Source organism: Armatimonadota bacterium, from assembly GCA_025059775.1.
Taxonomy (GTDB): Bacteria; Sysuimicrobiota; Sysuimicrobiia; order Sysuimicrobiales; family Sysuimicrobiaceae; genus Sysuimicrobium.
Genome location: JANXCW010000006.1, coordinates 33776 through 58827 on the forward strand (window position 1 = coordinate 33776; position 25052 = coordinate 58827).

Consider the following 25052-nt stretch of genomic DNA (forward strand, 5'->3'; position numbering starts at 1 on the left):
CAGTCGGAGGTGATTGGAGATGTTGTGTCCAGTCTGCCAAGTGGAGCTACGGATCGCGGAGCGCAGCGGCATTGAGATCGACTACTGCCCCAAGTGTCGGGGCGTGTGGTTAGACCGAGGTGAACTCGACAAGATCATCGAACGATCTCTGGGGACGTCTGAAATCTCCAGATACGGGGAAGGTCCGTATCCGGAACGATACTCGGAGATACACAAGCATCGGAGGAAGCGTAAGTCATTCCTGAGCGAGTTGTTTGACTTCGACTGATCTACACGATGGCTTGGTGGTTGATTGGGTCAAACAGGTGGAGCCGGCTCATGTCGAGAGCCACGGTCACCTCATCTCCCATTCGTGCGGAGCTGTTCGCATCTACCCGGGCCACCAGGGAATGCCCGCCCGCCTCCAGGTAGAGGATCACGTCTGAGCCCAGGGGCTCATGCACCTCCACCTTTGCCCGCAGAGCTGCGAAGTGCGGCGGCAGGGCTCCGTTGCGCAGTGCCGCGTCCTCGATGTGCTCCGGCCGGATCCCCAAAATGACCTCCTTTCCGCCCCACGGCTCCACGTAGGGGGTGAGGGTCTGTGGGATCGGTACCCGCCAGCTGCCCGCGTCAAAGACGAAGACCGAATCCTGGCGGGCCAACCGGCCCGGGATGAAGTTCATGGAGGGGCTCCCGATGAATCCCGCCACGAACATGTTTGCGGGCTTTTGGTACAGGTTCAGCGGGGTGTCCACCTGCTGCACCACCCCTTCCCGCAGCACCACGATCCGGTCCCCCATGGTCATGGCCTCCACCTGGTCGTGGGTCACATAGACCGTGGTGGTCTGCAGCCGCGCATGGAGCTTCTTCAGCTCCGCCCGGGTCTGCACCCGCAGGGCCGCATCGAGGTTGCTGAGGGGTTCGTCCATTAAGAACACCTGAGGCTCCCGCACGATGGCCCTCCCCAGGGCCACCCGCTGCCGCTGCCCGCCCGACAGCTGCTTGGGCTTGCGGTCCAGGAGGTGCTCGATCCCCAGCATGTGGGCAGCTTCCCGCACCCGCCGGTCGATCTCCCGCGGCGGGTAGCGGCGCAGCCGCAGGCTAAACGCCATGTTCTCGTACACGGTCATGTGGGGGTAGAGGGCGTAGTTCTGGAAGACCATAGCGATGTCCCGGTCCTTGGGTGGAACGTCGTTCACCCGGCGGTCGCCGATGTAGATGTCGCCCTCCGTGGGGTCCTCCAGCCCCGCGATGAGCCGCAGGGCCGTGGTCTTCCCGCACCCGCTGGGCCCCACCAGCACCGTGAACTGCCGGTCCGGAATCTCCAGGGTGACGTGACTCAGGGCCACCACGTTTCCGAATCGTTTCGTCACCCGATCGAGGAACACCCGTGCCATTCCCCGCTCCCCCTATCGAGGCCCCCCCTCCAGCCGCCGCTTCAGCTCATCGATGACCACCACGGGATACGGATCCACGTCGTTCAGGTATGCGAGGTAAACACTGACGAGGTCACCGAACAGCACGAGCGAGGCAAGACGGCTCAGGGGGTCTTCTCCCCGGCTCCACACCTCATGGTAGCCGCTGGCCTTGTGGAAGGCAATCTCCCGGGTGATCTCCAGCCGCTGCACCAAGCGCGGCGGGTCCTCCCGATCCCGCAGCACCACCACCTCCAGCATCCCCTCCGGTTGCCCCGCAAGCGCCCATCCCACCGTCTCGTTGTGGTTGAGTTCCGGGAAGACGTGGGTGGCCGCGAACATCTTGCTGTTCTCGTTGAGCTGGGTCTTCCATCGCAGGGCCGCTGGCTCCGTGAAGCCACGGAGGGCATAGACCACGGGGACGTGTCCTGCCAGGGCCCTGGCCAGCCGCTTTGCGGGGTTCTCCGCCTCCGGGCGGTCCGGCCCCCACTCCCCCGCGAGTCCGGCGAGCACCGAAGCGGCCTCCGCCACCGCCGCTTCCTGCGGGGGAAGCACTCCCCACCGCTCCAGAACCGCCAACATGGGGGCGAAGAGATATCCGAGGGCCGCCCGGGGCGGGTACCCGGAGGGGATCCGTATCACGGGAACACCCTCCGACCGCGCCCACTCGTACAACACGCCTCCGGAGGTGATGGCCACCCGCACCGCCCCTGCTTTGCCCGCGGCCTCGTAGGCGGCCAGCGTCTCCTCCGTGCTCCCGGAGTACGAACAGGCGAACGCCACGGTCTTCGGACCCACCCAGCGGGGAAGGGTGTAATCCTTTACCACCACCACCGGGATATCCGCCCGCTCGTACAGCAATCCCCGCAGCAGGTCCCCACCGATGCCGGAGCCTCCCATCCCCAGCACCAACACCTGCGCCACATCCGGAGGAGGCCCAAGCGGTGCTTCCCGTCCCAGCCAGTAGCCTTCCTGTAGGGTCTCGCCCAAGCGCAGCACGAGCCTCAGCATCCCTCGTGGGTCGAGGGCCCGGCACCGATCGGGGTCGTCCAGCAGTCCCCGCACCATGTCCGTGAGGGATTTCGCGTTCCGTGACGCCTTTCCCTCCGGCGGATACACTACTAGGGAAGTGGTGCGACGCCCTGTCGTCCTGCCGATCCTCGAAGGTGCAGGCGGGCAGGAGACGCTGTCCGTGGGTGCAGCGCTTGCCCAGGCCTGGGAAGCGCCTCTCCTGCTCCTCGGGGTGGTCCTGGTCCCACCTTCCGAACCCCTGAGCCGGGGGGCTACTGAGGCCCAGATGATGCGGGAGCGGCTCGAACAGTGCGCCGCGGACCTCCGACCGGAGCTCGAGGTCCGTACGGCGGTCCGGGTAGGGCACGAGGCGTGGGGGGAGATCGCGGCCACGTGCCTGGAAGCGCAGGCGGCGCTCCTGGTCCTGGTGCGGGAAGTGGGACGGGAGAACCTCTTCGGCCGCAGCCTGGACTTCCTCCTCCACCACCCGCCCTGTGATCTCGTGATCCTGCCCCGCGCTCCCCTCGAGGCCTTCCGTAACCCTCTGGTGGGCGTGCGGGGGGGACCCAACGCGGAGCTCGCGCTCCGGGTGGCCCAGGCCCTGGCCCTCCCGCAGGGAGGAGAAGTCACGGCCCTCCACGTCTTCCGGGAGGACATCCCGGAGTCCCAGCGGTGGCGGGAGGAGCGGCCGTACCTCACGGTGATGCAGCAGGAGGTGGCCAAGGGGGTACGGCGGAAGTTCGCCATGGGGCGAGCCGCGGAGGTGATCGTGCGGGAGGCGCCCCACCACTCCGTGGTGGTGGTGGGTGCTACCGCGGACCCGCACCGACCTGCCGTCCAGCCTCCCCTGCGGAAGCTGCCCATGCTGGTGGCGGTGCGCAGCTCCCTGCCCGTGGCGGACTGGATCGTCCTCCGCACCGCCCGGAGCTCCTGGTCCCGGGCGGAGGTGGAGAAGTGGTTCGCGGAGAACACCTTCCACGCCCGGGAGTTCGCGGACCTGGAGCGACTCGTGGCCCTCAAGGGGGAGCGGGGCCTCACCATCAGTCTGGGACTGCCCGCCCTTAACGAGGAGGAGACCATCGGGGAGATCATCCGGGTCCTCAAGGACGCCCTCATGGACCGACACCCCCTCCTGGACGAGATGGTGCTGGTGGATAGCGACTCCACGGACCGAACCCGGGAGATCGCGGCCTCCCTGGGGATCCCCGTGGTGCGCCACTCCCAGGTCCTGCCCCAGTACGGAAGCTACCTGGGAAAGGGCGAGGCCCTGTGGAAGAGCCTGTACGTGCTGCGGGGGGACATCGTGGTATGGGTGGACACGGACATCCGGAATATGCACCCGAAATTCGTGTACGGGCTCGTGGGACCCCTTCTGCGGGAGGAGCGGATCGCCTTCGTGAAGGGCTACTACCGACGCCCCCTCCAGGTGGGCGACCGGCTGTACGAAACCGGGGGTGGCCGGGTAACGGAGCTGGTGGCCCGCCCCCTTACGAACCTCTTCTTCCCTGAGCTCTCAGGGCTCATCCAGCCCCTCGCGGGCGAGTACGCGGGCCGGCGTGAGGTCCTCGAGCAGATCCCCTTCTTCACAGGCTACGGGGTGGAGATGGGCATGCTCATCGACCTCCTGAACCGGTTCGGACTGCGGGCCATCGGGCAGGTGGACCTGGAGCAGCGCATTCATCGGAACCAGTCCCTCCCCTCCCTCTCCCTCATGGCCTATCAGATCGTGCAGGTGGTGCTGCGGAGGGTGGAGGACCGGATCCAGGCCCCGATCCTCCCCGAGGCCTCCCGCACCATGAAACTGATCCGCTGGGAAGAAGGTACGCTTGGACTGGAAGAACGGGAGATCACGGAGGTCGAGCGGCCGCCCATGATCACGATCCCCGAGTACCGAGCCCGCCGCGTGGCGCTCCACCGCGCCAGGGGACCTGTCCCCACCTAGCACCACCGAGATGCGGACCCCGCTACCGAATCCGGATCCTCTGGAGCTGCTCCGCAACCGCCTGGACATCACGGTGGTGCCTTTTACGGACCGCGGAAGCCGCATCCTTGTCCTTCGGGAACCGGGGGAATCCCGACTGCGGATCCACCTGTGCGAGCGATGGCCGAGGCTTACACAGGTGGAGGGCCACTACCGGATGCGCCCACCGCTGGTGAGCGGGCTGCAGTTCTTGGACGGCGGAGGAGCGTCCCTCTTCTGGAGGCTCGTGACGTATCCCCATAAGCTGGAGTTCCACACGCCCGTGGGGCTGTTCGAGCTGGCCTTTGATGGGCCAGAACTGCTGGTGCTGCGACCTCCCCCCGGAAAGTGCGGGCTGCGGTTTTGGGTGCGGGCACAGGAGGCGGCCGCAGACCGGAGGGGCGGCACAACCCGGGGCGTGCGTCACATGGCCTACACCACCAATGCCCCTATCTGCCGCAACGAACTCCGACCGGAGGGCCCCAACCAGTGGCGCGTGGAGCTCTGGGTGGAGGCCACCCCGCAAGCTCAAATCACCCTGAACATCACGCCCCGGCTCGGGTTCGATCGCCGCATCCGGCCCTACGATCCGGTGGCGGAAGCGGAGCGGCGGTGGCGGGAGTGGTTCCAGGCGGTTCCGGAGGTGGACCTGCGCTTCCGGCCCACCTATGACTATGCGTGGTACCTCCTCCGTGCGGGCCTGCTGAGCACCCGGTACTACCTGACCCGGGAAGCCCTGGTCCCCTCGAAGGTGCACTACGTGGGGCTCTGGCAGTGGGACGCCTTCTTCCATGCCCTTGCCTACCGGCACGTGGACCCCCTATTGGCCACAGATCAGTTCCGGGTCCTCTTCGACCACCAGCGGCCTGATGGTCGGCTACCGGACTGCGTCTTCGACGAAGGGATCGTGGACTACCTGGAGGAGCCGATCCCGGGTCCCGTCACCAAACCCCCTGTGGCGGGATGGGCGCTGTGGAAGGTATACGAGGCAATCCAGGACGTGGACTTCGTCGCGGAGCTGTACGAGCCCCTCTCCCGCTGGCAGCGGTGGTGGATGGAGCAGTGTGACACGGACGGGGACGGACTTCCCGAGTACCACCATCCCTTCTCCTCGGGCCTGGACGACAGCCCCCTGTGGGATTTCGGCATGCCCGTGGTCTCGCCCGACCTTCCCACCTACCTGTGTCTGCAGGCGGAGGCATTGAGCCACATGGCCCGGCTGCTGGGCGAGGAGGAGGAGGCGGAGCGGTGGGAGGCGGAAGCGAATGCGCTCGTGCAGCGGATGGTGGAAAGGCTCTATGATCCGGACACCGGGATCTTCTGGGCCCATCGGCGGACCAGCCTGAGCTCGGAGCGTGTTCCCGTCCTCACTCCCCTGAGCCTCTTCCCTCTGTGGACGGGGCGTCTCCCAGAGGAGGTGGTGGAGCGGCTGGTGGGGATCCTCGTGGACCCCGAGCACTTCTGGACCTCCTATCCGGTTCCCAGCGTGGCCCGATCCGATCCCCGATATCGGCCGGACCGGATGTGGCGTGGACCCACGTGGATCAACCTGAACTACATGCTCATCGAGGGCCTGCTCCGGTGCGGCCGGCACACCGTAGCCCGGGCGCTGTGCGACCGGACCCTGGAGCTCGTGGCCCTGCACGCGGACATCAAGGAGTACTACCACCCCGAAACCGGCGCGGTACCGCCCGGGGCAGCCCCCGGGTTCGGGTGGTCCGCGGCGCTGTACGCGGACCTCGCCATTCGCCGGTCCAGGGGGGAAATTTAGGGGGAAGCAGATCGAGGCCCTTCGCCAGGTCTTCCAGGAGCTCTCCCACCCCGCGGCCGTGGCCTCAGCGATCCGCGGGGTGGTCACCACTGCCCTCGTTCTCCTGGGGGCGTATGCGGTGAACGGGATCGGCCGGAGGGTGGTGGAACAGATCCTCCGTCCCCCGGAGGGTGCTCCCAACTACGCAGCCCGCCTGCAGCGGGCTCGCACCCTCCTCCCCCTCGCCTACGGGGCCATCCGCTACACGGTGTACTTCGTGGCAGGGATCATGGCCCTCCGCCAACTGGGGGTGGACCCCGCACCGCTGCTGGCCAGCGCGGGCGTGGCAGGTCTCGCCATCGGATTTGGGGCTCAGGCCCTGATCCGGGACAGCATCAGCGGGTTCTTCCTCCTGCTGGATGGCCTGATCCAGGTGGGGGATATCATCACCGTAGGACCGGAAACAGGGGTGGTGGAGCAGATCGGGTTGCGCACCACCCAGATCCGGCGGTTCACGGGCGAGGTGGTGACCATTCCCAACGGGGAGCTCACCCGGTTCCGGAACTACACCCGGGGGCCTCTTCGGGCCATGCTCACCATCGGGGTGGGTCGCAAGGAGGACCTGCGGCGGGTGGGGGAGCTGCTGCATGAGGCGGTGGCGGGGTGGCGACAGGATCACCCAGAGGCCGAGGCCGGGGAACCGGAGGTTCAGGCCCTCCTGGAGCTCGCTCCTCAAGTCCAGGTGCTGCGCCTGGTGGTGCCCGTGCAGCCCATGAGCCTATGGCGGGCGGAGCGGGAGCTGCGTCTACGGATCAAGGAGAGGTTGGAGGCCGCAGGCGTCGAACTGATCTCCATCGGCCCTTCGGAGACGGTGGCATGAAGGGTCCCTATCCGGGCGGAAGGCCGCGGACGCTGGGCATTATTCTGGCGGGAGGACGCGGGGAGCGGCTGCACCCTCTGACTCGGGACCGTAGCAAGCCCGCGGTCCCCTTCGGGGGCCGGTACCGGATCGTGGACTTCGTCCTCACGAACTTCATCCACTCCGGGATCTTCTCCCTCTACATCCTCGTGCAGTATAAGTCCCAGTCCCTCATCGACCACCTCCGGCATGGGTGGCGGGCCACGGGGCTCCACGAGGACCACTTCCTCTTGGTGGTCCCCCCCCAAATGCGGTGGGGCGAGGCGTGGTACCGGGGAACCGCGGACGCGGTCTATCAGAACCTTAACCTCGTCCGGGACTACGAGCCGGAGCTGGTGGCCATCTTCGGCGCGGACCACATCTACCGCATGGACATCTCCCAGATGATCGCCTTCCATCAGGAGGTGGGGGCCGACGCCACCGTGGCCGCTCTCCCGGTGCCCGTGGAGAAGGCGAGGGCCTTCGGCGTCCTCGAGGCGGACCCCGACGGCCGGGTGTGGCGGTTCGAGGAAAAGCCCCTAGAGCCCCGGGCCCTTCCGGGCCGTCCGCAATACGCCCTGTGCTCCATGGGGAACTACATCTTCCATGCGGACGTCCTGGTGGAGGTGCTGGTGGAGGACGCCCAGCGTTCCACGGACCACGACTTCGGACGCAGCATCCTCCCCGCCATGTTGGGCCGCTACCGGGTCTATGCGTACGACTTCCACACGAACCGCATCCCGGGCCTCAAACCCTATGAGGAGCCCGCGTACTGGCGGGACATCGGCACCATCTTCGCCTACTGGGAAGCGCACATGGATCTGTTGGGCCCGCAACCCCGGTTCGACTTGCAGAACCCACAGTGGCCCATCCTGGGCGCGGCCTATCCCGGACCGCCCGCCCGCATCCTGCAGGGGGAGGTGTACGACACCCTCCTCGCGGAGGGCACCGTGGTGGAGGGCGGACGCATCCGAAGATCGATCCTCGGTCGGGGGGTGCACATCGACCCGGATGTGGAGATCGAGGAATCCGTGGTCATGGACTTCACCGTGGTGCGCCGGGGATGCAGACTCCGGCGGGTCATCGTGGATCGGTACAATATCCTCGAGCCCAACACCGTCATCGGGGAGGATCCGGAGGAGGACGCGCGCCGGTATCACCGGGACCGATCGGGAATCGTGGTCGTCCCCCGCGGCCCCACCCGGGCGCGGTTCTAGGGACCGCCAGGGTGGGGATGGGAGGACAACATGGTGGAGTACCGGCCGGCTCGACGGGAAGATCTGGAGGCCATCTGTGCCCTGCTGACGGCCTGCGGGCTCTCCCCGGAGGGCGTCGCGGACTGGCTGGACACCTTCTGGGTGGCCCTGGATGACGGTGCCCTGGTGGGGGTCGCGGGACTCGAGCGGTACGGGGACGTGACCCTGCTCCGCTCTGTCGCCACACACCCCGCGTACCGAGGCCGGGGCGTCGCAGCCGCTCTCTGCCGCCGCCTCCTCGCTCTCGCGCAGGCGCAGGGTGTGCGCACCGTATACCTGCTCACGCAGACGGCAGAAGGATATTTCCGCCGTTTCTTCGGATTCCGGGCCATCCCGCGAGCGGCCGCGGACCCGCGCCTGCAGGCCTCCCTCCAGTTCGCCCGTACCTGCCCAGATTCCGCGGTGCTCATGGCGCTGGAGCTGGAACCCCTCCGGCCCCAAGACCACAACACCCCCACCTGAAGGCCCTCACTCCCCGGGAACGGGCGCTAGTCCTCCCGGGGCGGTGGGACGTCCTGCGGGGAGTCCCCGCACGGAGATCAGAGCCAGCAGAGCGGACACCAGAGAGACGGCGAAGACAAAGCTCAGGGCACCTGCCAGGGCGTCTCGAGTCCCCGCCAGGGCCTCCGCGGAGACCCCCTCCAGGGCCCTGGGATTCAGGATTTCCTGAATTCGATGCGGGGGAACTCCTTGTGCGGCCAGGCGCAGGAACAGCAGGTTTCCCAGCAGGCTCACTCCCACGGACCCCCCGATGTTGCGGGAGAACAGGACCAGGGAGGTGGCAAGCCCCCGCTGCTCGTAGGCCACGGAGGTCTGTACCGCGAGGATGAAGGTCAACGCCGCGAATCCGATCCCCACCCCCAGCAGCGCGGTGGCGCCCTGCACCCACAGCCCCGGCACGGAGGGATGGAGGCGGGTGAGGAAAGCAAGTCCGCCGCTGAAGAGGGCGAGGCCCAGGGTGACCACGGGTCGGAACCCGAACCGCAGGACGAGGCGGCTGCCTACCAGGCTCGCGGTAGTCCACCCCAGCATGAGCGGGGTGAGGGCCAGACCTGCTTCCGTGGCGCTTCTCCCCTGGGCACCCTGCACGAACAGGGGAATGTAGTAAACACCTCCGGAGAATGCCGCTCCTACCAGCACGTTGCTGATGGTGCTCACCGTCACCACCCGGTTACCGAACAGCTCCAGGGGAAGCACGGGATCCTCCGTCCGACGTTCCCACAGGAGGAGTGCGGCTCCTAGAGCTACGCCGGTGAACACGAACCCCGGGCGAATCCTCCCGCCCTCCACCCCCACCAGGAGGGCGACCACGGAGGCCACCATCAGGAGGGCGCCGGCCACGTCCAGGGAACCTGGCTGGTGTCTTGGGCGTTCGCGGTAAGCACGGGCCACGATCCACAGGGCCACGAGCCCGACCGGGAGATTCGCGTAGAAGATCCACCGCCACGACCCCACGCTCACGATGAAGCCTCCCAGCAACGGTCCCAGGATGCTGGCGAGTCCCCACATCCCGCTGAACAGCCCTTGGATCCGGGCACGCTCCTCCAGGGTGTACAGGTCTCCCACGATGGTGATGGCGATGGGGAGAAGGGCCCCAGCGCCGATCCCCTGGACCGCCCGGAACACCACGAGTTGCCGCATGGAGCCAGCCGCGCCGCACAGCGCGGAACCCGCCAGGAAGGCCGCGATCCCGAAGAGGTACACCCGACGGCGGCCGTAGCGGTCCGCGAGCCGGCCGAACACCGGAGTCCCCGCGGTCATGGTGAGGGCGTAGCTGGCTGCGACCCACGGATAGAGCTCGAAGCCCTCCAGCAGGCGCGTGATGGTGGGGAGGGCGGTCGCTACGATGGTGGTGTCCAGGGCCGCCAGGAACATCCCCAGCATGACCGCCAGCGTCACCACCCGCCGCTGTCCGGGATCCACGTTTCCGCTCCTCCGTCCCGTAGGGGCCGCACGGTCCCTACGCCATTGTCCCAGAAGGGGGCAACCCCCTCCCCTCCCCGAGCGGCGCGCCCGCGTAGGCCCGGTCCAGGATCTCGAAGGTGTGCAGAACTGCAAGAGGCCTTCGCAGAGCCCGGAGGTGTGTGCGGAGCTGAACCATGCACCCGATGTTCCCCGTGGCCACCACCTCCGCCCCGGTGGACAGCAGACTCTGTGCCTTCCGCCGACCCAGCTCTGCAGCGATCTCGGGGTGTTCCAGGTTGTAGATGCCCGCGGACCCACAGCAGATCTCCGCGTCCGCGGGCTCCACGAGCTCCAGGTTGCCCACGCTCGCGAGCAGGCGCCGGGGGGCCTCGTGGATCCCCTGCGCGTGGAGCAGGTGGCAGGCGTCGTGGTAGACCGCCCGCACGGGACGGGGAAGGGGGGGAGGAGGAGTGAAGCCGAGCTCATAGAGAAACGTGCTGACATCCCGGGCTTGGGTGGCCAACGCCGTTGCCCGCTCTGCCTCCGGATGTCCCTGAAACAGCAGCTTGTACTCCTGCATGGCGGACCCGCACCCCGCGGCGCTGACTACCACCGCGTCCACGTCCTCCGGAAAGACCCGGAGGTTGTGCCGTGCGAGCCGGCGGGCGAGCTCCCCAAAGCCCGAGTGCAGGGCGAGGGCACCGCAGCATCCCTGTCCCCTCGGCACCACCACCTCCACCCCGTTGTGGCTCAGCACGCGAACCACGGCCCAGTTGATCTGGGGGGCCAGCACCTGCTGCACGCAGCCCACGAGGAGCGCCACCCGCGCCCGGGGCTTCCCCCGGGCCGGGGTCACCGCGGGGAGAGCGTTCGCCCGGGGAAGGCGCGGGGGGAGGAGATCGAGCATGGCCCGTGGCCGGGCCGGCAGAATCCTCCGGAGGGGCCGCACCAGGACTCCGATCCGCGCCACCGCCCGGAATCGCACCGGAAAGGGCAGGATCGTCATCACGAATTCCCGCAGAAGACGATCCGGGAGCGGGCGCCGATGCCTGCGCTCTGCGAGTTCTCGGAAGGGTGTCACCAGCTCCACGTACCGCACCCCCGAAGGACAGGCGGTCTGGCAGCCGAGGCACCCCAGACATCGGTCCACATATGGCAGGACCTCCTGCCACCGAAGCCGGCCTTCCAGCGCCTCCTTCATGAGGAAGATCCGGCCCCGGGGGGAGTCCATCTCCTCGCCGAGGATCCGGTAGGTAGGGCAGGCGGGAAGACAGAACCCGCAGTGGACGCACGCCTCCACCGCGTGCGCCATGTTCGCCCCCACGGCGCCATATCGCTCCGCGGGAATGGCGTGCTGCACTAGCTCGCTCCGAACTTCCCGTGAGGATCCAGGGCCCGCTTCACCCGCCGGGCGAAGGCCTCGCCTCCCCACTCTCCGAGCATTCCCCGCCCGGGCGGCCCCAGCACGCAAAGACCCGCGAGCCCTAGTTCCACCAGCGTCCGGTGTAGGAGGCCCAGCTCCCCCGGCCACGCCACCCACGCGCAGGTCCCGCCCACGCTATAGCGTCGGGGAGCGCCTGAGCGGGCCAGCCGTTCCTCAAGGCCTACAAGACGCCGGGGAGTGACCGGCACCTTCACCAGCGCATGCCCGGCCGGAACCCACGAGAACTCCCGCAGGTCCTCCCACACCCTCCGCTCCTCCTCCCCCCGCAAGACCTCCGTCGGTCTACCCAGGAACGCCACAAGGCGCGCGATCCTCGCCTCCAGGGACTCCGCAAGCCCCCCCAGCCGCACCCACAGGACTCCGGACGGGTCCAGATCCAGGACCTCGAGCTCGAAGCGGCTCATGCCCAGGCGCACCAGGGTGTCCACCGCCTCCCCGAACCTCGGGTGCGCCACCCGGAGCGTGGCGTGGGCGTGGGGCGCGGGAAAGACCTTAAAGGTGAGTTCCACCAGGACTCCCATCTGGCCGAGGCTTCCTACCATGAGCTTGGGGAAATCGAAGCCCGCGGCGTTCTTCACCACCTTCCCCCCGCCTCGCACCAGGGTCCCGGTGCCGTCCACAAACCGCACGCCCAGCACGAAGTCCCGCACCCCTCCGTACCGGTAGCGCCTCGGGCCGCTGAGTCCGCTCGCCACCGTTCCTCCGAGGGTGGCGCCGGAGGCGGAAAACGGCGGATCAAAGGGCAAAAACTGCCCGTGGGCCCGAAGCATCTCCTCCACCGCACGCACCGGAGTGCCCGCAAGCGCGGTAAAGGTGAACTCCATGGGATCGTAGTCCAGCACGCCCGAGAGCCGGGAGAGGTCGAGCACGGTGGCCTCGGAAGGGGGCGTGGAGAGCGCGGTTTTCGTCCCGCCGCCGCGGGGGAGGACGAAGCGCCGCTCCCGAACGATCTCCTGGACCTCTGCTGCCGTACCTGGCCGTACGAGCTCTCCGACCGGGCTCATGCCCCCACTGTAGCAGCCTCCGGCTCCGGCGGGAACATCTTGCCCCGGTTTGAGAGCTCCTGGGGATCCATGGCGCGCCGCAGGCGGCGCATGACGGCGAGATCCGCCCCTGTGAACATCTCCGCCAGGAAGGCCCGCTTCTCCATCCCCACCCCGTGCTCGCCCGTGATGGACCCTCCCAGGCGGATGCACATCCGCAGGATCTCCCCCGCCAGCGCTTCCGCCCGCTCCAGCTCGCCGGGGTTTCGACCGTCGTACAGGATGAGGGGGTGAAGGTTGCCGTCTCCCGCGTGGAAGACGTTGGCCACCCGCAGACCGTAGGCGGCGCTTAGGCGCTCGATCTCCCGCAGGGCCTGTCCGAGCCGGGTGCGCGGCACCACCCCGTCCTGTACCAGATAGTCTGGGCTGAGCCGTCCCACCGCGGAGAACGCCCCCTTCCGCCCCTTCCAGATCTTCTGTCGCTCCACCTCGTCCTTGGCGAGGCGCACCTCCGTAGGTCCGGAGAGATGGATCACCTCCCACAGCTGGCGCAGTTCCGCCTCCACCTCCGGTTCCTCCCCCTCCAGCTCCACGATGAGCACGGCCGCGGCATCCCGGGGGTATCCCGCGCCCACCGCGGCCTCCACGGCCTCGAGGCTGAGCCGGTCCATGATCTCGATGGCCCCGGGCAACAGCCCCGAGGCCACCACCCGTGCCACGGCCTCCCCTGCCTCCTCCAGGCTCCGGTAGGCGGCGAGTACGGTACGGTATGCCTCGGGACGCGGCACCAGGTGCAGGGTGATCTCCAGGGCGATGCCGAAAAGCCCTTCGGAGCCCACGAAGATCCCCACCAGGTCCGGCCCCACCCCCTCCAGGCTCTCGCCGCCGAACCGCACCACCTCCCCATCGGCCAGCACCGCCTTGATGCCGAGCACATGGTTAGCGGTCATCCCGTACTTGAGGCAGTGGGCCCCTCCCGAGTTAAACGCCACGTTCCCGCCGATGGTGCACACGCCCTGGCTGCTGGGGTCCGGAGCGTAGTGCAGGCCGTAGGGGGCCGCGGCCCGGGAGACCTCGAGATTCGCCACCCCCGGCTCCACCACCACGATGCGCTCCTCCGGGTCCAGGCGCAGGATCCGGTTCAGCCGGTTGAGGGCGATGACGATTCCGCCCTCCACGGGCAAGCTGCCTCCCGAAAGGCTCGTGCCGCTCCCCCGGGGCACGAACGGCACCCCCTCCCGGTTGCACCATCGCACGGTGGCGATCACCTCATCCTGCGTCTCGGGCAGCACCACCGCGAGCGGCCGGGCCCGGAAGCCCGTGAGGGCGTCGGATTCGTACGGCGCCAGCTCCGCGGGCCGTGTGAGGATCCGGTCGCGGGGGTAGATGGCCCGCAGCCCTTCCAGCAGACCCGGGGTCTCCTTCATTCCAGGCGGTCGTACGCTAGCAGGGTAAGAAACTCCGTGAATTCCTCCTCCAACACCAGCCGGTCCAGCAGCTCCGCGGCCTCATGGAGGGCAGAGGGGGTCTGCCGCTCCGCCATGAGCCGCGTCACCTCCTTCTCGCGAACGGATCGGTACAGGTCCGGAGTCACGGGCGTTCCGTCCTCCATCTTCGCACGGTGGTGGATCCACTGCCACAGCTGGGCCCGGCAGATCTCCGCGGTGGCGGTGTCCTCCATGAGGTTGTAGATGGCCACGGCCCCCGTGCCCTGCAGCCAGGCCTCCAGGTACTGCAGGGCCACGCTCACGTTGTTCCACAATCCCTGCTCCGTAATGCGACCTCCGGGAACCCGGAAGTCCAAAAGATCTCGTGCGGTTACCCGCACCTCCTCCCGCAGCCGGTGCTTCTGGTGCGGGCGGTCCTCCAGGACCCGGTCGAAGGGCTCCCGGGCGATGGGCACCAGGTCCGGATGCGCCACCCAGGTGCCGTCGAAGCCCTGTGCGGATTCCCGCTCCTTGTCCTCCCGGACCTTTGCGAAGGCGGTCTCGTTCACGCGGGGGTCCTTGCGGCTTGGCACGAAAGCCGCCATTCCCCCGATGGCGTGTGCGCCCCGGCGGTGGCAGGTGCGCACCAGGAGCTCCGTGTAGGCGTGCATGAAGGGCACCGTCATGGTCACCTGGGCTCGGTCCGGGAATACGAGCTCCGGGCGGTCCCGGAACTTCTTGATCACGCTGAAGATGTAGTCCCAGCGGCCCGCGTTGAGGCCGGAGGCATGGTCCCGAAGTTCCCAGAGGATCTCGTCCATCTCGAAGGCCGCGAGGATGGTCTCGATGAGCACGGTGGCCCGGATGGTCCCCCGCGGGATCCCGAGTCGGTCCTGGGCGAAACAGAAGACCTCGTTCCACAGCCGAGCTTCCCGGTAGCTTTCCAGCTTGGGCAGGTAGAAGTAGGGTCCCGTGCCGCGCTCCAGCAGTTCCCGGGCATTGTGGAAGAAGTACAGACCGAAGTCGAAGAGGCTGGCGCAGATGGGCTCCCCGTCCACCCGCACGTGTCGCTCCACCAGGTGCCATCCCCGCGGACGCACCAGCAGGGTAGCGGTTCGGTCTGCCAGCCGGTAGGTCTTGCCCTCTGGGCTCACGTACTCGATGGTGCGCCGCACCGCGTCCATGAGGTTTTTCTGTCCGGAGATCACGTTGGTCCAGATGGGGGAGAGGGCGTCTTCGAAATCCGCCATGAACACCTGGGCTCCTGAATTGAGGGCGTTGATCATCATCTTGCGATCCACAGGACCCGTGATCTCCACCCGGCGGTCCTGGAGGTCCGCGGGCGCGGGAGCCACGGTCCACGTGGACTCCCGGATGTGCCGGGTCTCGGAGGGGAAGTCGGGCAGGATCCCAGCGGAGAGCTCCCGTTGACGCTCCTTCCGCCGCGCCAGCAGGGCCTTGCGGGTTCCGTCGAACTCCCGGTGCAAGGCTGCCACGAATTCCAAAGCCTGTGGGGTCAGAACCAGGCTCTGGTCGGGTCCCGCATCCTTGAGCACTTCCACGCCGCGCGCCGCGATGGCCATCCCCATCACCTCCGCTCGCGGGCAGCGTAGCCCCCGCCTGCGGGAGTTGTCAATATACGGAAGTTTTTTCTACAATGTGGAAAGCCATGGGACGTCCGCGGATCACCGGCCGGGCGGGCGGGGACCGCACCGTGCGGTCCCTGGTGCGGGGCCTGCAGGTGCTGGAGATCCTCGCGCGGGACCCGGAGCAGAGCCTCACGGAGATCGCCCGCCGGGCGCACCTTCCCTTCAGCACCACCCACCGCCTCCTGGAGACCCTCCGCCGTCGCGGATTCGTGGCCCAGGTGGAGGAATCCGGACGTTACCGGGTGGGGCTCAAGGCCTTCGAAGTGGGGACCGCGTTCCTCGCATCTCACCGGCTCCCCGAGGTAGCCCGGCCCGTCATGGCGGAACTGGTGAAGCAGCTGAGCGAGACCGCCAACCTCGCGGTGCGGGACGGCAGGGAGGCCGTCTACGTTCTGCAGGTGGAAAGCCCCAGGATGCTCAGGCTGTTCGCGCACCCCGGCGCGCGGCATCCCCTCTACTGCACAGGCGTGGGCAAGGTGCTGCTGGCGTGGGAGCCGGAAGAGAAAGTACGGGCCATGCTCGGACCAGGACCCCTTCCTCGCTATACGGCCCGGACCCTCACGGATCCGGAGGCGATCTTACAGGAACTGCGGTGGGTACGGGCGCGGGGATATGCCGTGGACCGGGAGGAGCGGGAGATCGGGGTGCGGTGCGTGGCGGCTCCCGTGCGCGACGCCACGGGGAGGGTGGTGGCGGCCCTTTCCATCTCCGCCCCCGTGACTCGTCTGCCGTACCGTCGCTTCCCTGAGGTGGCCCGGGCGGTGATGGCGGCGGCCCGACGCATCAGCGAGCGGATGGGGTTTTCCGGATCTCCGTCGACCCCCTAGGTGCTTCCCAGGACTTTCCGCGCGGCCTCCACGCCTGCCCCCGGGGGAACCCGGAAGCCCTCCTCCTGGAGGACGGCCTCCAGGGCCGAGAGGAGCAACAGGACCACCCGGGGCTGGGCGTTGTAGCCCATGGTCCCGATCCGCCAGAGGTGGTTCCGAAAGGATCCGAATCCCGCGCCGATCTCGATGTCGAACTGCTCCAGCAGCCGAGCTCGAACCCGCTCGCCGTCCAAACTCTCCGGCACCCGAACCGTGGTGAGCACGGGGAGCCGGTAGCCCTCCGCCGCGAACAGCTCAAGGCCCATGGCCTGTAGCCCCGCCTGCAAGGCTCGCCCGACCCGATCGTGGCGGGCCCACCGGGCCTCCAGGCCCTCTTCCAGAAGGATGCGTAGGGCCTCGCGGAGGGCATAGATCATGGTGGCGGACATGGTGTGGTGGTACCCGCTGCCGGACCAGTACCCCCACAGGAGACCCAGATCGAAGTAGTAGGACTGCACGGGCCGGCGCCGCCCCTGGATCTTCCGCACCGCGGCCTCGCTGAGCGTCACCGGGCTCATTCCCGGGGGCGCTCCGAGGCACTTCTGGGTACAGGCGAACACCGCGTCCAGCCCCGTGCGATCCACCTCCAGGGGAATACCCCCGAAGGAGGTGACCGCGTCCACCACCAGCAGCGCCCCGTGCGCGCGGGCGATGTCCCGGATCTCCTCCAGGGGCTGCTGGACACCGGTGGAGGTCTCCGCGTGCACCAGGGCCAGGATGCGGGGCCGCGTCTCCCGGGCCACGCGCGCCACATCCTCCGGATCCACGGGTCTACCCCACGGGGCTTCCACCGTGACCACCTCCGCCCCGCACCTTCGGAACACCTCCCGCATCCGGTCACCGAAGTATCCCGCCACGCACACCAGGACCCGGTCGCCCGGCTCCGTGAGGCTACTAGCTACCGCCTCCATCCCCGCGCTCCCCGTCCCTGAGATCGCGAAGGTCCACTCGTTGCGGGTCCGGTAGGCCACGCGGAGGAGATCCGCCACTTCCGCGAGGGCGCTGAGGAACTGGGGGTCCAGATGTCCTAGCACCGGTGTACCCAGGGCCCGCAGGACGCGGGGGTGCACGTTGCTGGGCCCGGGTCCCAGCAACCATCGGTCCGCGGGTCGGAAATCGCCGATCTCCATGGCTACCTCCATCCCGTGCGCGCTGCGAAGACGAGCAGCGCCAGCAGCGCGGCGTTCACGACATGGGCAAGATAGCACAGAGGACAGTGGGTGCGCAGCCGCCACACCAGGGCCCAGACCAGGTAGAGGCCGGCAAGCACGGCTCCGAGGGCGGCGGCGAGGACAGCGCCGAGCCACCGCCGGTCTCCCAGCTGAGCGAGGAGAACCGCGGCGAACACCCCGGGATAGAACCCCAGGCCCACCATACTGTTCGGAACCCCCAGCAGGCGGGCTTCCGGCGCTTCCAGGATGGAAAGACAGCGGCCCTGCTCCATGCGGCAGAACTGCGGGAGCCACCGGGGATCTGATGGGAGAACCCGGTGCTGCACCAGCACGAAGTACAGGCTATCGAGAAACCCTACCGCGCACAGCCCGCCCACGGCCACCGCTTGCCACACGGGATCACGACCTCCTAGCCCCCCACCTCTCCGTGGAGGTTCGCCGCCTCCCGGGAAGCGAGGAGGGTCGGTACCGGCTCGGCGGAACGCAGCTGCCGGGCCGCCTCCTCCGGCGGAACCACATTGATGTAGAAGCCCGTGCCCCACTCGAATCCTGCCACCTGCGTAAGCCGCGGCATGATCTCCACGTGCCAGTGGTAGAAGTGGCCGGGGAAGGCATCGTAGGGTGCGGTATGCACGATGAAGTTGTACGGAGGGTTCTCGAGGACCGTGTGGAGCTTCCAGAGCGTGGTGCGGAGGGCGTCCGCGGCCTCCAGGAGCTCCTCGTCCCGCAGCTCGCCGAAGGAGGCCGCGTGGCGCTTGGGGACGATCCATGTCTCGTATGGGAAGCGGGAGGCATAAGGTTCGTAGGCCACGAAGCCTTCGTTCTCGTACACCAGCCGATCGCCGCTACGCCGCTCCGCATCCAGCACATCGCAATATAGACAGCGGGCCCGATCTGCGAAGTACCCCCGGGCCACCTCCAGCTCCTCCTCCGCCCGCCGGGGAAGGACCGGGAGGGCAATGAGCTGGGAGTGCGGGTGCGACAGGCTTGCGCCTGCGCTTCGTCCGTGGTTGCGGAAGAGCAGGGCGTATCGAAACCGGGGATCCCGGTCGAGATCCAGGTACCGCTCCCGGTACACCCACAGGACCTTGGCCACCTGTTCCTGGGACATGAGCCCCAGGTGCGTGTCGTGCTCCGGGGTCTCGATGATCACCTCGTGGGCTCCGACCCCGTCCATGTGCTCAAAGAGCGGCGCGCCCGCAGGCGCCAGCACTCCCTCGATGCGGAGGGCAGGGAACTTGTTGGGAACCACCCGCACCTCCCAACCGGGGGTATTGGGAGGACTCCCATCGGGTCGGAGGGCGAGAATTTCGGGTGGGGTCTCGGATTCCTTGCCCCAGCAGAAGGGGCAGCGGTTCCGGTTCTCCACCACCTCCTTGGGTCGGACAAAGTCCGTGGGGCGCATGAGCCGATCCGTGGCGATGATCACCCACCGGCCGGAGATGGCGTCCCGTCGCAGCTCAGGCACCCTCAACGCCTCTTCTTCGCACGGGCTCGTTCGTACAGCTCCATGTACCGGCGCGCGGACCGGCTCCACGAGAAGTCCGCCCGCATCCCGGCCTGCACCAGTGTACGCCAGAGGGCGGGATTCCGGAACGCGTCCAGGGCCCGGCGGATGGCCTCCCACAGGGCATCCGGGGTGTACGCCTCGAACACGAACCCGTTGGCCTCCCCGCGGGCGATGGCCTCCGGGGTGGCGTCTATGATGCTGTCCGCCAGTCCCCCCGTGCGCCGGACCACGGGCACGGTCCCGTACCGGAGACTGTAGAGCTGGTTGAGGCCGGAGGGTTCGTACCGGGAAGGCATGAGGAACAGGTCACAGCCTGCCTCGATGCGGTGCGCGAGCCCTTCGTCGAACCCAATACGGACCCCCACGTTCCGTGGGTACCGTTGGGCCGCATCCGTGAAAGCAGCTTCGTACCTCGGATCCCCCATACCCAGCAGCACGAACTGCACGCCCGCGGCCACCATCCGCTCCAGGCACTCCTGGACTAGGTCAAGCCCTTTTTGGTCCACCAGGCGCGTGACCATGCCCAGTAGCGGCACCTCGGGCTCATCCGGGAGCCCGAACTCCGCCTGCAGGGCCCGCTTGCAGATGCGTTTCCCCGAGAGGTCCTCGAGCCCGTACCGGGCGGGGATGTAGGGGTCCATGCGGGGGTCCCAGACCGAGTAGTCCACCCCGTTCAGGACCCCGTAGAGGTCCTGGCTACGGGTGCGCAGCACCCCATCGAGTCCATACCCGAACTCCGGGGTCTGGATCTCCCGGGCATAGGTCTCGCTCACGGTGCTGAGGAGATCCGCGGAGAGCAGCGCTCCCTTCATGAGGTTCAGAGAGCCGTAGAACTCCAGACGGGACCAGTACACCTCCTCGGGTAGGCCGGTCACGGGGAACTGCTCCCGGGGGAAGATTCCCTGATAGGCCAGATTGTGGATGGTGAAGAGGGTAGCCGTACCGCCGAGGACGGAGGCCCCACGTTCCACGGTGTCCAGGTAAATGGGGACCATGGCTGTGTGCCAGTCGTGGCAGTGAAAGACGTCCGGAACCCACCCTGCCAACCGGACCCAGGCGAGGGCCGCCCGGCACAGGAAGGTGAACCGATGCAGGTTGTCCCCGTAGTCCTGTCCCCTCTCCCCGTAGATCCCGGGCCGTCCGTAGTAGCCCAGGTGGTCCAGGAACCACACCGGGACCTTCCCGGCAAGGCTCCCCTCCCATATCCCGGCGAGCTCCCCCCGGCCCTCCACGGGTGCCGAGACCTCACCCACGCGCTTGAGTCCATGGCGTCCGGGGTCCACCGCAGCATACCGGGGCATCAGGACGCGCACGTCCACCCCCAGGTCACGGAGGGCAGGGGGAAGGGCTCCTGCCACATCCGCAAGTCCCCCGGTCTTCGCGAAGGGAACCATTTCAGCCACCACGAAGAGTACCCGCACAAACCTCCTCCCAGCTGGCCGGGCACTGCCTGGGATAATGCCACGGAGCAGACCCCGGGGCAACCCCAGGAAGGGAGGGGGTTTGGCCTGTGGGGGACCACGAGAGATCGAGATTTTTCGCGATTGGACGCGAAATTCCGGGTTTCCTGGCATTTTTCGCTTGACAGAAGGCTCTGGATAGTACAAATTCCCCTTAGAAGGCCGGCGAGGGAAGCGACGGCCAACTTTCAGGTCCTGCCTGGAAAACGGAATACCTTCCCTATTGACCGGAAAGGGTGTTTCCGGTCCAGGCGGATTTCTAAATTGTCGAAATCAACCTTTTACTCTCCCGCCGGCAGTATAGAGCAAATTTCGTGCCAGACTAAATAGGTTCCATGGAAACTTGAATACGAACTTCTCGAACGAAGGAGGGGGGGATGTGATGAATAAGTGGGGGTAAAGTTCGGATAATCTGAATGTATGGTGTCTAACTCCTGGAAATTATACTAATAAAACGAATGAAAGGAGGGCAAGGAGATGAACAAGTGGGGAGTGTACGTGGTGCGGCTGGCGCTGGCCCTGACGACCCTGGCGAGCCTGCTGGTGGCCGGTGGGGCTGCTGGCAAGTGGGGGTAATTTGACCTGGATGTAGGTGAGCCTCATTTGATCATGTTGGTAGGGTGAAGTTGGATCCTTCCCCTGCCGTTTAATTGTTCCCTAAAAAGACAAAATAATGGCCCCAAAATTGCTTACCCAGGGTCCTACTGGAAATCGCTCTCCTAACAGGTGGACGATGAAGAGATCGTTGCAGTTCTTTGTGGGCCTCTGCATTCTAGGGGGCGCTGCAGTTTTGGGCCAAGTAATCTACGTGTTCTCCCAAACCAGCAGTCCTTACCACCAAACAGATGTCGCAGCTCTCATGCTTCTGACGTTCTTAGGTATCCTAAGTGAACTTAAGCCAGTCCAATATTATTTTGGCCCTGAGAACAAAACTGAAGTAACCCTTGGGCTTGCCGTTTTTCTGCCTACTTTAATGTTGTACGGATGGACGTTTGCAGTTCTTGTCGCAATGCTCACTTCCATCTCTACTGATCTTTATGAAGGTAAACCTTGGTATAAAACTTTGTTCAATGCCGGAAACCATGCTATAGCTACGTGGCTGGCAGGCCACGTATTCGAGGCTATTGCTGGCGGACATGCCTTACCACAGGTTCTGGCTTTGCGGCTTCTTGGCGGTGTCATCGCTGGAATTACATTTTTCGTTGTGAACATTGGCCTCCTCAGTATTGTAATTTCATTAGCCGCTTCTATTTCTCTTCGAGACACTCTTCTACTTAATGCACAGCTCATAACACCTGTCTTTGTTTCAATGGTCGGGCTTGCAGTTGTTGGATCAGTGATATGGACAATTCACCCTCTGCTTGTTGTCCTCCTCGCCCCCGCCGCCATGATGACCAAGCTCTCCTACGCCAACTATGTCCAGCTCCGCATCGAGACCGACAACTTCCTTCACGCCCTCGCGGAGGCGGTGGACGCCCGGGATCCCTACACGGCCCAGCACTCCCATCGGGTGGCGGAACTCTGCCGGGCCATCGCCCGCCGCCTGCAGCTCCCGGACCGTGAGGTGAACCGTCTCTACGCTATCGCCCGGGTGCACGACGTAGGCAAGATCGCGGTCCGGGACGCCATCCTCCTCAAGCCCGCTCCCCTCAGCGCCGAGGAGCTCAAGGAGATGCGGGGGCACGTGGAGGCGGGTGCCCGCATCCTGGGTCACATCAGCCTGTACCGGGATGCCCTCGACATCCTCCTCCAGCACCACGAGCGGCTGGATGGGTCCGGGTATCCGAAGGGACTACAGGGGGAGGAGATCGGCTTATCTGCCCGCATCCTCGCGGTGGCCGATGCCTACGATGCCATGACCACCCTACGCCCCTACCGGCCCGCCAAAAGCCCGGAGGAGGCTGTACGGGAGTTGTACCGGTTGGCCGGTAAACAGTATGATCTCTCCGTGGTGCGGGCCCTGGAGGACGAACTTATGGAACGCCGGGTGCTTGAGAAACCCGTCCTGGCCGCTACCGAATCGGTTTCTGAGATCCTGGAGGCCGTTGATCCCGATGCTCCTCCTGCTCCCCCTCGCGTTGTCCCTCTGCGTCGGATGGATCCGGGGCGGAAGTCTTCGTAACCTAGCGGAATCCGAGCTCCGCCTGCCCTGGATGGCCCTCCTCGCCATCCTCACGCAACTCCTGATCTTCGACCCTACCTCGCGCCTCGTGCCGGTGCGGTTCCCCGTTGTTCCCGTACACGCCCTGTCCTACCTCCTGCTGGCGGTCTTTATCGGGGCGAACCGACGGCTTCCGGGGATGTGGCTGCTAGCCGCGGGATTCCTGGCCAACGCCTTGGTGATCCTCAGCAACGGCGGGTACATGCCCGCCTCGGAGGAGGCCCTGCGGGCTGCGGGCCGGTGGACGCTCCTGCAGGAGGCAGGAGGAACCTACAACAACTCCTCCCTCATCGGGCCGCAGACCCGGCTGTGGTTTCTGGCGGACGTCTTCGCCATCCCTGCTGGACTTCCGTTTGCGAACGTTTTCAGCCTGGGGGATGTGCTGTTAGCCCTAGGGGTCCTCGTCCTTGTCCCGGGTCTGATGAGAGCCCGACCCCTGCGGCCGGAGGCGCGGGTAGCTGCAGCCGTGGCAGGAGGCTTTCTTGTGGGGTACCTTGCGGGTAACCTGGAAGCCCCCGCCGCCCTCTCAGCGGTGAGCGCACCTCAGCCTTCTTCCACCCCCCGCCTCGTCCAGAAATCTTCTCCACCCCCTCTCTCCCCTATGGCTGAACCGGCCACCCCTGCTCCTCAAGTGCTTTACACCGTCCAGGTGGGCGCTTACCGGCATTCCGCAAACGCGCGGACGATGGTGAAGCGGCTCGCGGAGGACGGCTACAGGGCCCGCATCCTCTCCGGTAGCCTCCACCGGGTGGTGGTAGGGAAATTCGAGACTGAGCGGCAGGCGCACCGCCTCGCGGATCTCCTCGGCCGATCCGGTTATCCCACCTACGTGCGCCGCCTGCGCTAATCCCTCACGAACACCAGCACCAAGTCGTTCACGTTGGTCCCGGTGGGACCCGTGCGCAGCAGGTCCCCTACAGCGTCTAGGCAGGGATAGGCATCGTTGTCCGCGAGGGAACGCCGGGGATCGTATCCCAGGGTCCGGGCCCGGACGGCCGTGGTCCCGTCCGCCACGCCGCCCGCCGCGTCTGTGGGGCCATCCGTCCCGTCCGTAGCCAAACTCACCACCAACACCCCCCTTACCCCTTCTAGGGCCACGGCCGCGCTGAGGGCGAGCTCCTGGTTGCGGCCGCCTTTCCCCCTGCCCCGTACCGTCACCGTGGTCTCCCCGCCCAAGAGGAGGCAGGCGGGCAGCGGCAAAGGCCGGCCGGCCCTGCGTTCCTCGCGTGCCAGAGCCGCCACCACCCTTCCCACCTCCCGGGCTTCTCCCTCGAGGAACGTGGTGAGGACGAAGGTGTGGTACCCCAGGGTCTTGGCTTGCCCGGCCGCCGCCTCCACGGCTTGGGCGAGGTTTCCGACGATCACCGCATGCACCCGCTCGAAGGCGGGATCTCCGGGTTTAGGCGTCTCCGGGATCTCCCCGGCCATCCCCTGCTCCAGGTGGCGGCGCACGGCTTCCGGTATTTCCGCCAACAGGCCATACCGTTCCAGGATCTCCACCGCGTCGCGGTACGTGGTGGGATCTGGGGCAAGCGGACCCGAGGCGATGGTGTTCAGGTGGTCGCCCAGCACGTCGCTCAGCACCAGGGCCACCACCGTGGCCGGAAACGCGGCCTTTGCGAACCACCCACCCTTGATGGCAGACAGATGCTTGCGCACCGCGTTGAGCTCCCCGATGGTGGCGCCGGTGCGGAGCAACAGGTCCGTGGTACGCACCTTGTCCTCCAGGGTGAGGCCCGGAGCAGGCAGCGCAAGCAAGGCGGACCCCCCTCCCGAGACGAGGCAGAGCAGGAGATCACCCTCCCCGGCCTGCCGCGCAAGGTCGAGGGCGCGGCGCGCCGCTTCCTCCCCCCTCACATCTGGCAGGGGATGCCCAGCCTCCACCACCTCCACGTGCCGCAGCCCAAGACCGTGTCCTTCCTTGGTCACCACGAGTCCTCCGGAAATCCGGTCCCCCAGGAGCTCCTCCACCGCCTGCGCCATGGCCACGCTGGCTTTTCCGAAGCCGATCACGAGGACCCGGTCGTAGGCCTCCAGGGGATACGCACGGTCTGCGACGCGCAGCATCCCGTCCTCCATGCGCAAGAACCTGCGGACCGCTTCCCGGGCGTCTACCGCCCGAAGGGCCGATTGGAGGATGCAGGCCGCATCCCGACGTAGTTCCGGATCCTCCCCCACCCGTAGCCACCGACTGTCCCGCCACATG

Annotated in this window: 20 protein-coding genes and 1 pseudogene; 9 read left to right on the forward strand and 12 right to left on the reverse strand. The window is 66.9% G+C overall.

The features are described 5' to 3' along the window. Positions 1-19 precede the first annotated feature (19 nt). Positions 20-268: a zf-TFIIB domain-containing protein gene (locus N0A24_05900; GenBank protein ID MCS7172920.1), complete on the forward strand. Its 249-nt coding sequence runs from the start codon at positions 20-22 to the stop codon at positions 266-268. Between the two features lies 1 nt (position 269). Here the strand turns inward: N0A24_05900 and N0A24_05905 are convergent, their stop codons facing one another. Next, positions 270-1376: an ABC transporter ATP-binding protein gene (locus N0A24_05905; protein MCS7172921.1), complete on the reverse strand. Its 1107-nt coding sequence runs from the start codon at positions 1374-1376 to the stop codon at positions 270-272. 12 nt (positions 1377-1388) lie between these two features. Further along, a complete protein-coding gene (locus N0A24_05910) occupies positions 1389-2462 on the reverse strand; it encodes a bifunctional phosphoglucose/phosphomannose isomerase (protein ID MCS7172922.1) in 1074 nt (357 codons plus the stop codon). Positions 2463-2526: 64 nt separating this feature from the next. Between N0A24_05910 and N0A24_05915 the strand changes: the two genes are divergently transcribed. The 5 genes from N0A24_05915 to arsN2 are packed head-to-tail and all read left to right on the forward strand — an operon-like array spanning position 2527 to position 8731. Then, positions 2527-4347, forward strand: coding sequence for a glucosyl-3-phosphoglycerate synthase (locus tag N0A24_05915; GenBank protein MCS7172923.1), 1821 nt, complete (start codon positions 2527-2529; stop codon positions 4345-4347). Positions 4348-4357: 10 nt separating this feature from the next. Then, on the forward strand, positions 4358-6136 hold the full coding sequence (locus N0A24_05920) for a trehalase family glycosidase (GenBank protein ID MCS7172924.1): 1779 nt from the start codon (positions 4358-4360) through the stop codon (positions 6134-6136). Between the two features lie 58 nt (positions 6137-6194). Continuing rightward, positions 6195-6995 carry a mechanosensitive ion channel family protein gene (locus N0A24_05925; protein ID MCS7172925.1) on the forward strand — a complete coding sequence of 267 codons (801 nt, stop codon included), beginning with the start codon at positions 6195-6197 and terminating at the stop codon, positions 6993-6995. Next, entirely contained in the window at positions 6992-8230 is a 1239-nt protein-coding gene (locus N0A24_05930; GenBank protein ID MCS7172926.1) for a glucose-1-phosphate adenylyltransferase, read from the forward strand. Before N0A24_05925 ends, N0A24_05930 begins: the two co-directional genes overlap by 4 nt. Positions 8231-8260: 30 nt before the next feature. Then, complete coding sequence (gene arsN2, locus N0A24_05935; protein ID MCS7172927.1) at positions 8261-8731, forward strand: arsenic resistance N-acetyltransferase ArsN2; 471 nt, start codon at positions 8261-8263, stop codon at positions 8729-8731. Positions 8732-8737: 6 nt separating this feature from the next. Here the strand turns inward: arsN2 and N0A24_05940 are convergent, their stop codons facing one another. From N0A24_05940 to aceB, 5 genes and pseudogenes are all read right to left on the reverse strand, one after another. Next, positions 8738-10192 (reverse strand): MFS transporter, encoded by a 1455-nt coding sequence (locus N0A24_05940; GenBank protein ID MCS7172928.1) that lies wholly within the window; start codon positions 10190-10192, stop codon positions 8738-8740. A gap of 37 nt (positions 10193-10229) precedes the next feature. Then, complete coding sequence (locus tag N0A24_05945) at positions 10230-11534, reverse strand: heterodisulfide reductase-related iron-sulfur binding cluster (GenBank protein ID MCS7172929.1); 1305 nt, start codon at positions 11532-11534, stop codon at positions 10230-10232. 689 nt (positions 11535-12223) lie between these two features. Then, positions 12224-12622 (reverse strand): annotated as a pseudogene (locus N0A24_05950) (FAD-binding protein). Beyond that, a complete protein-coding gene (locus N0A24_05955; protein ID MCS7172930.1) occupies positions 12619-14028 on the reverse strand; it encodes an FAD-binding protein in 1410 nt (469 codons plus the stop codon). The pseudogene N0A24_05950 and the gene N0A24_05955 overlap by 4 nt, the downstream one beginning before the upstream one ends. Beyond that, a complete protein-coding gene (gene aceB / locus N0A24_05960) occupies positions 14025-15611 on the reverse strand; it encodes a malate synthase A (GenBank protein ID MCS7172931.1) in 1587 nt (528 codons plus the stop codon). The genes N0A24_05955 and aceB overlap by 4 nt, the downstream gene beginning before the upstream one ends. An 86-nt stretch (positions 15612-15697) precedes the next feature. Here aceB and N0A24_05965 point away from each other — a divergent pair, with 86 nt between their 5' ends. Next, entirely contained in the window at positions 15698-16504 is an 807-nt protein-coding gene (locus N0A24_05965) for an IclR family transcriptional regulator (GenBank protein MCS7172932.1), read from the forward strand. On the opposite strand, the gene N0A24_05970 is transcribed toward N0A24_05965, so the two are convergent. From N0A24_05970 to glgA, 4 genes are read right to left on the reverse strand one after another with little or no spacing between them, the layout of a single operon-like run. Then, positions 16501-17673 carry an alanine--glyoxylate aminotransferase family protein gene (locus N0A24_05970; protein ID MCS7172933.1) on the reverse strand — a complete coding sequence of 391 codons (1173 nt, stop codon included), beginning with the start codon at positions 17671-17673 and terminating at the stop codon, positions 16501-16503. The two genes, N0A24_05965 and N0A24_05970, sit on opposite strands and share 4 nt — an antisense overlap. A gap of 2 nt (positions 17674-17675) precedes the next feature. Then, complete coding sequence (locus N0A24_05975; GenBank protein ID MCS7172934.1) at positions 17676-18110, reverse strand: vitamin K epoxide reductase family protein; 435 nt, start codon at positions 18108-18110, stop codon at positions 17676-17678. Positions 18111-18124: 14 nt separating this feature from the next. After that, the gene (gene galT / locus N0A24_05980) at positions 18125-19183 is read right to left on the reverse strand and encodes a galactose-1-phosphate uridylyltransferase (protein MCS7172935.1); all 1059 of its coding nucleotides are present in this window, start codon (positions 19181-19183) and stop codon (positions 18125-18127) included. A 2-nt stretch (positions 19184-19185) separates the two neighbouring features. Continuing rightward, positions 19186-20646 (reverse strand): glycogen synthase GlgA, encoded by a 1461-nt coding sequence (gene glgA / locus N0A24_05985; protein MCS7172936.1) that lies wholly within the window; start codon positions 20644-20646, stop codon positions 19186-19188. Between the two features lie 1429 nt (positions 20647-22075). Here glgA and N0A24_05990 point away from each other — a divergent pair. Together N0A24_05990 and N0A24_05995 are read left to right on the forward strand one after the other, a co-directional pair. Beyond that, entirely contained in the window at positions 22076-22807 is a 732-nt protein-coding gene (locus N0A24_05990) for an HD-GYP domain-containing protein (protein MCS7172937.1), read from the forward strand. Beyond that, complete coding sequence (locus N0A24_05995; protein ID MCS7172938.1) at positions 22740-23693, forward strand: DUF5317 family protein; 954 nt, start codon at positions 22740-22742, stop codon at positions 23691-23693. The genes N0A24_05990 and N0A24_05995 overlap by 68 nt, the downstream gene beginning before the upstream one ends. On the opposite strand, the gene N0A24_06000 is transcribed toward N0A24_05995, so the two are convergent. After that, complete coding sequence (locus N0A24_06000) at positions 23690-25051, reverse strand: glycerate kinase (GenBank protein ID MCS7172939.1); 1362 nt, start codon at positions 25049-25051, stop codon at positions 23690-23692. The genes N0A24_05995 and N0A24_06000 overlap by 4 nt on opposite strands. Between the last annotated feature and the right edge of the window lies 1 nt (position 25052).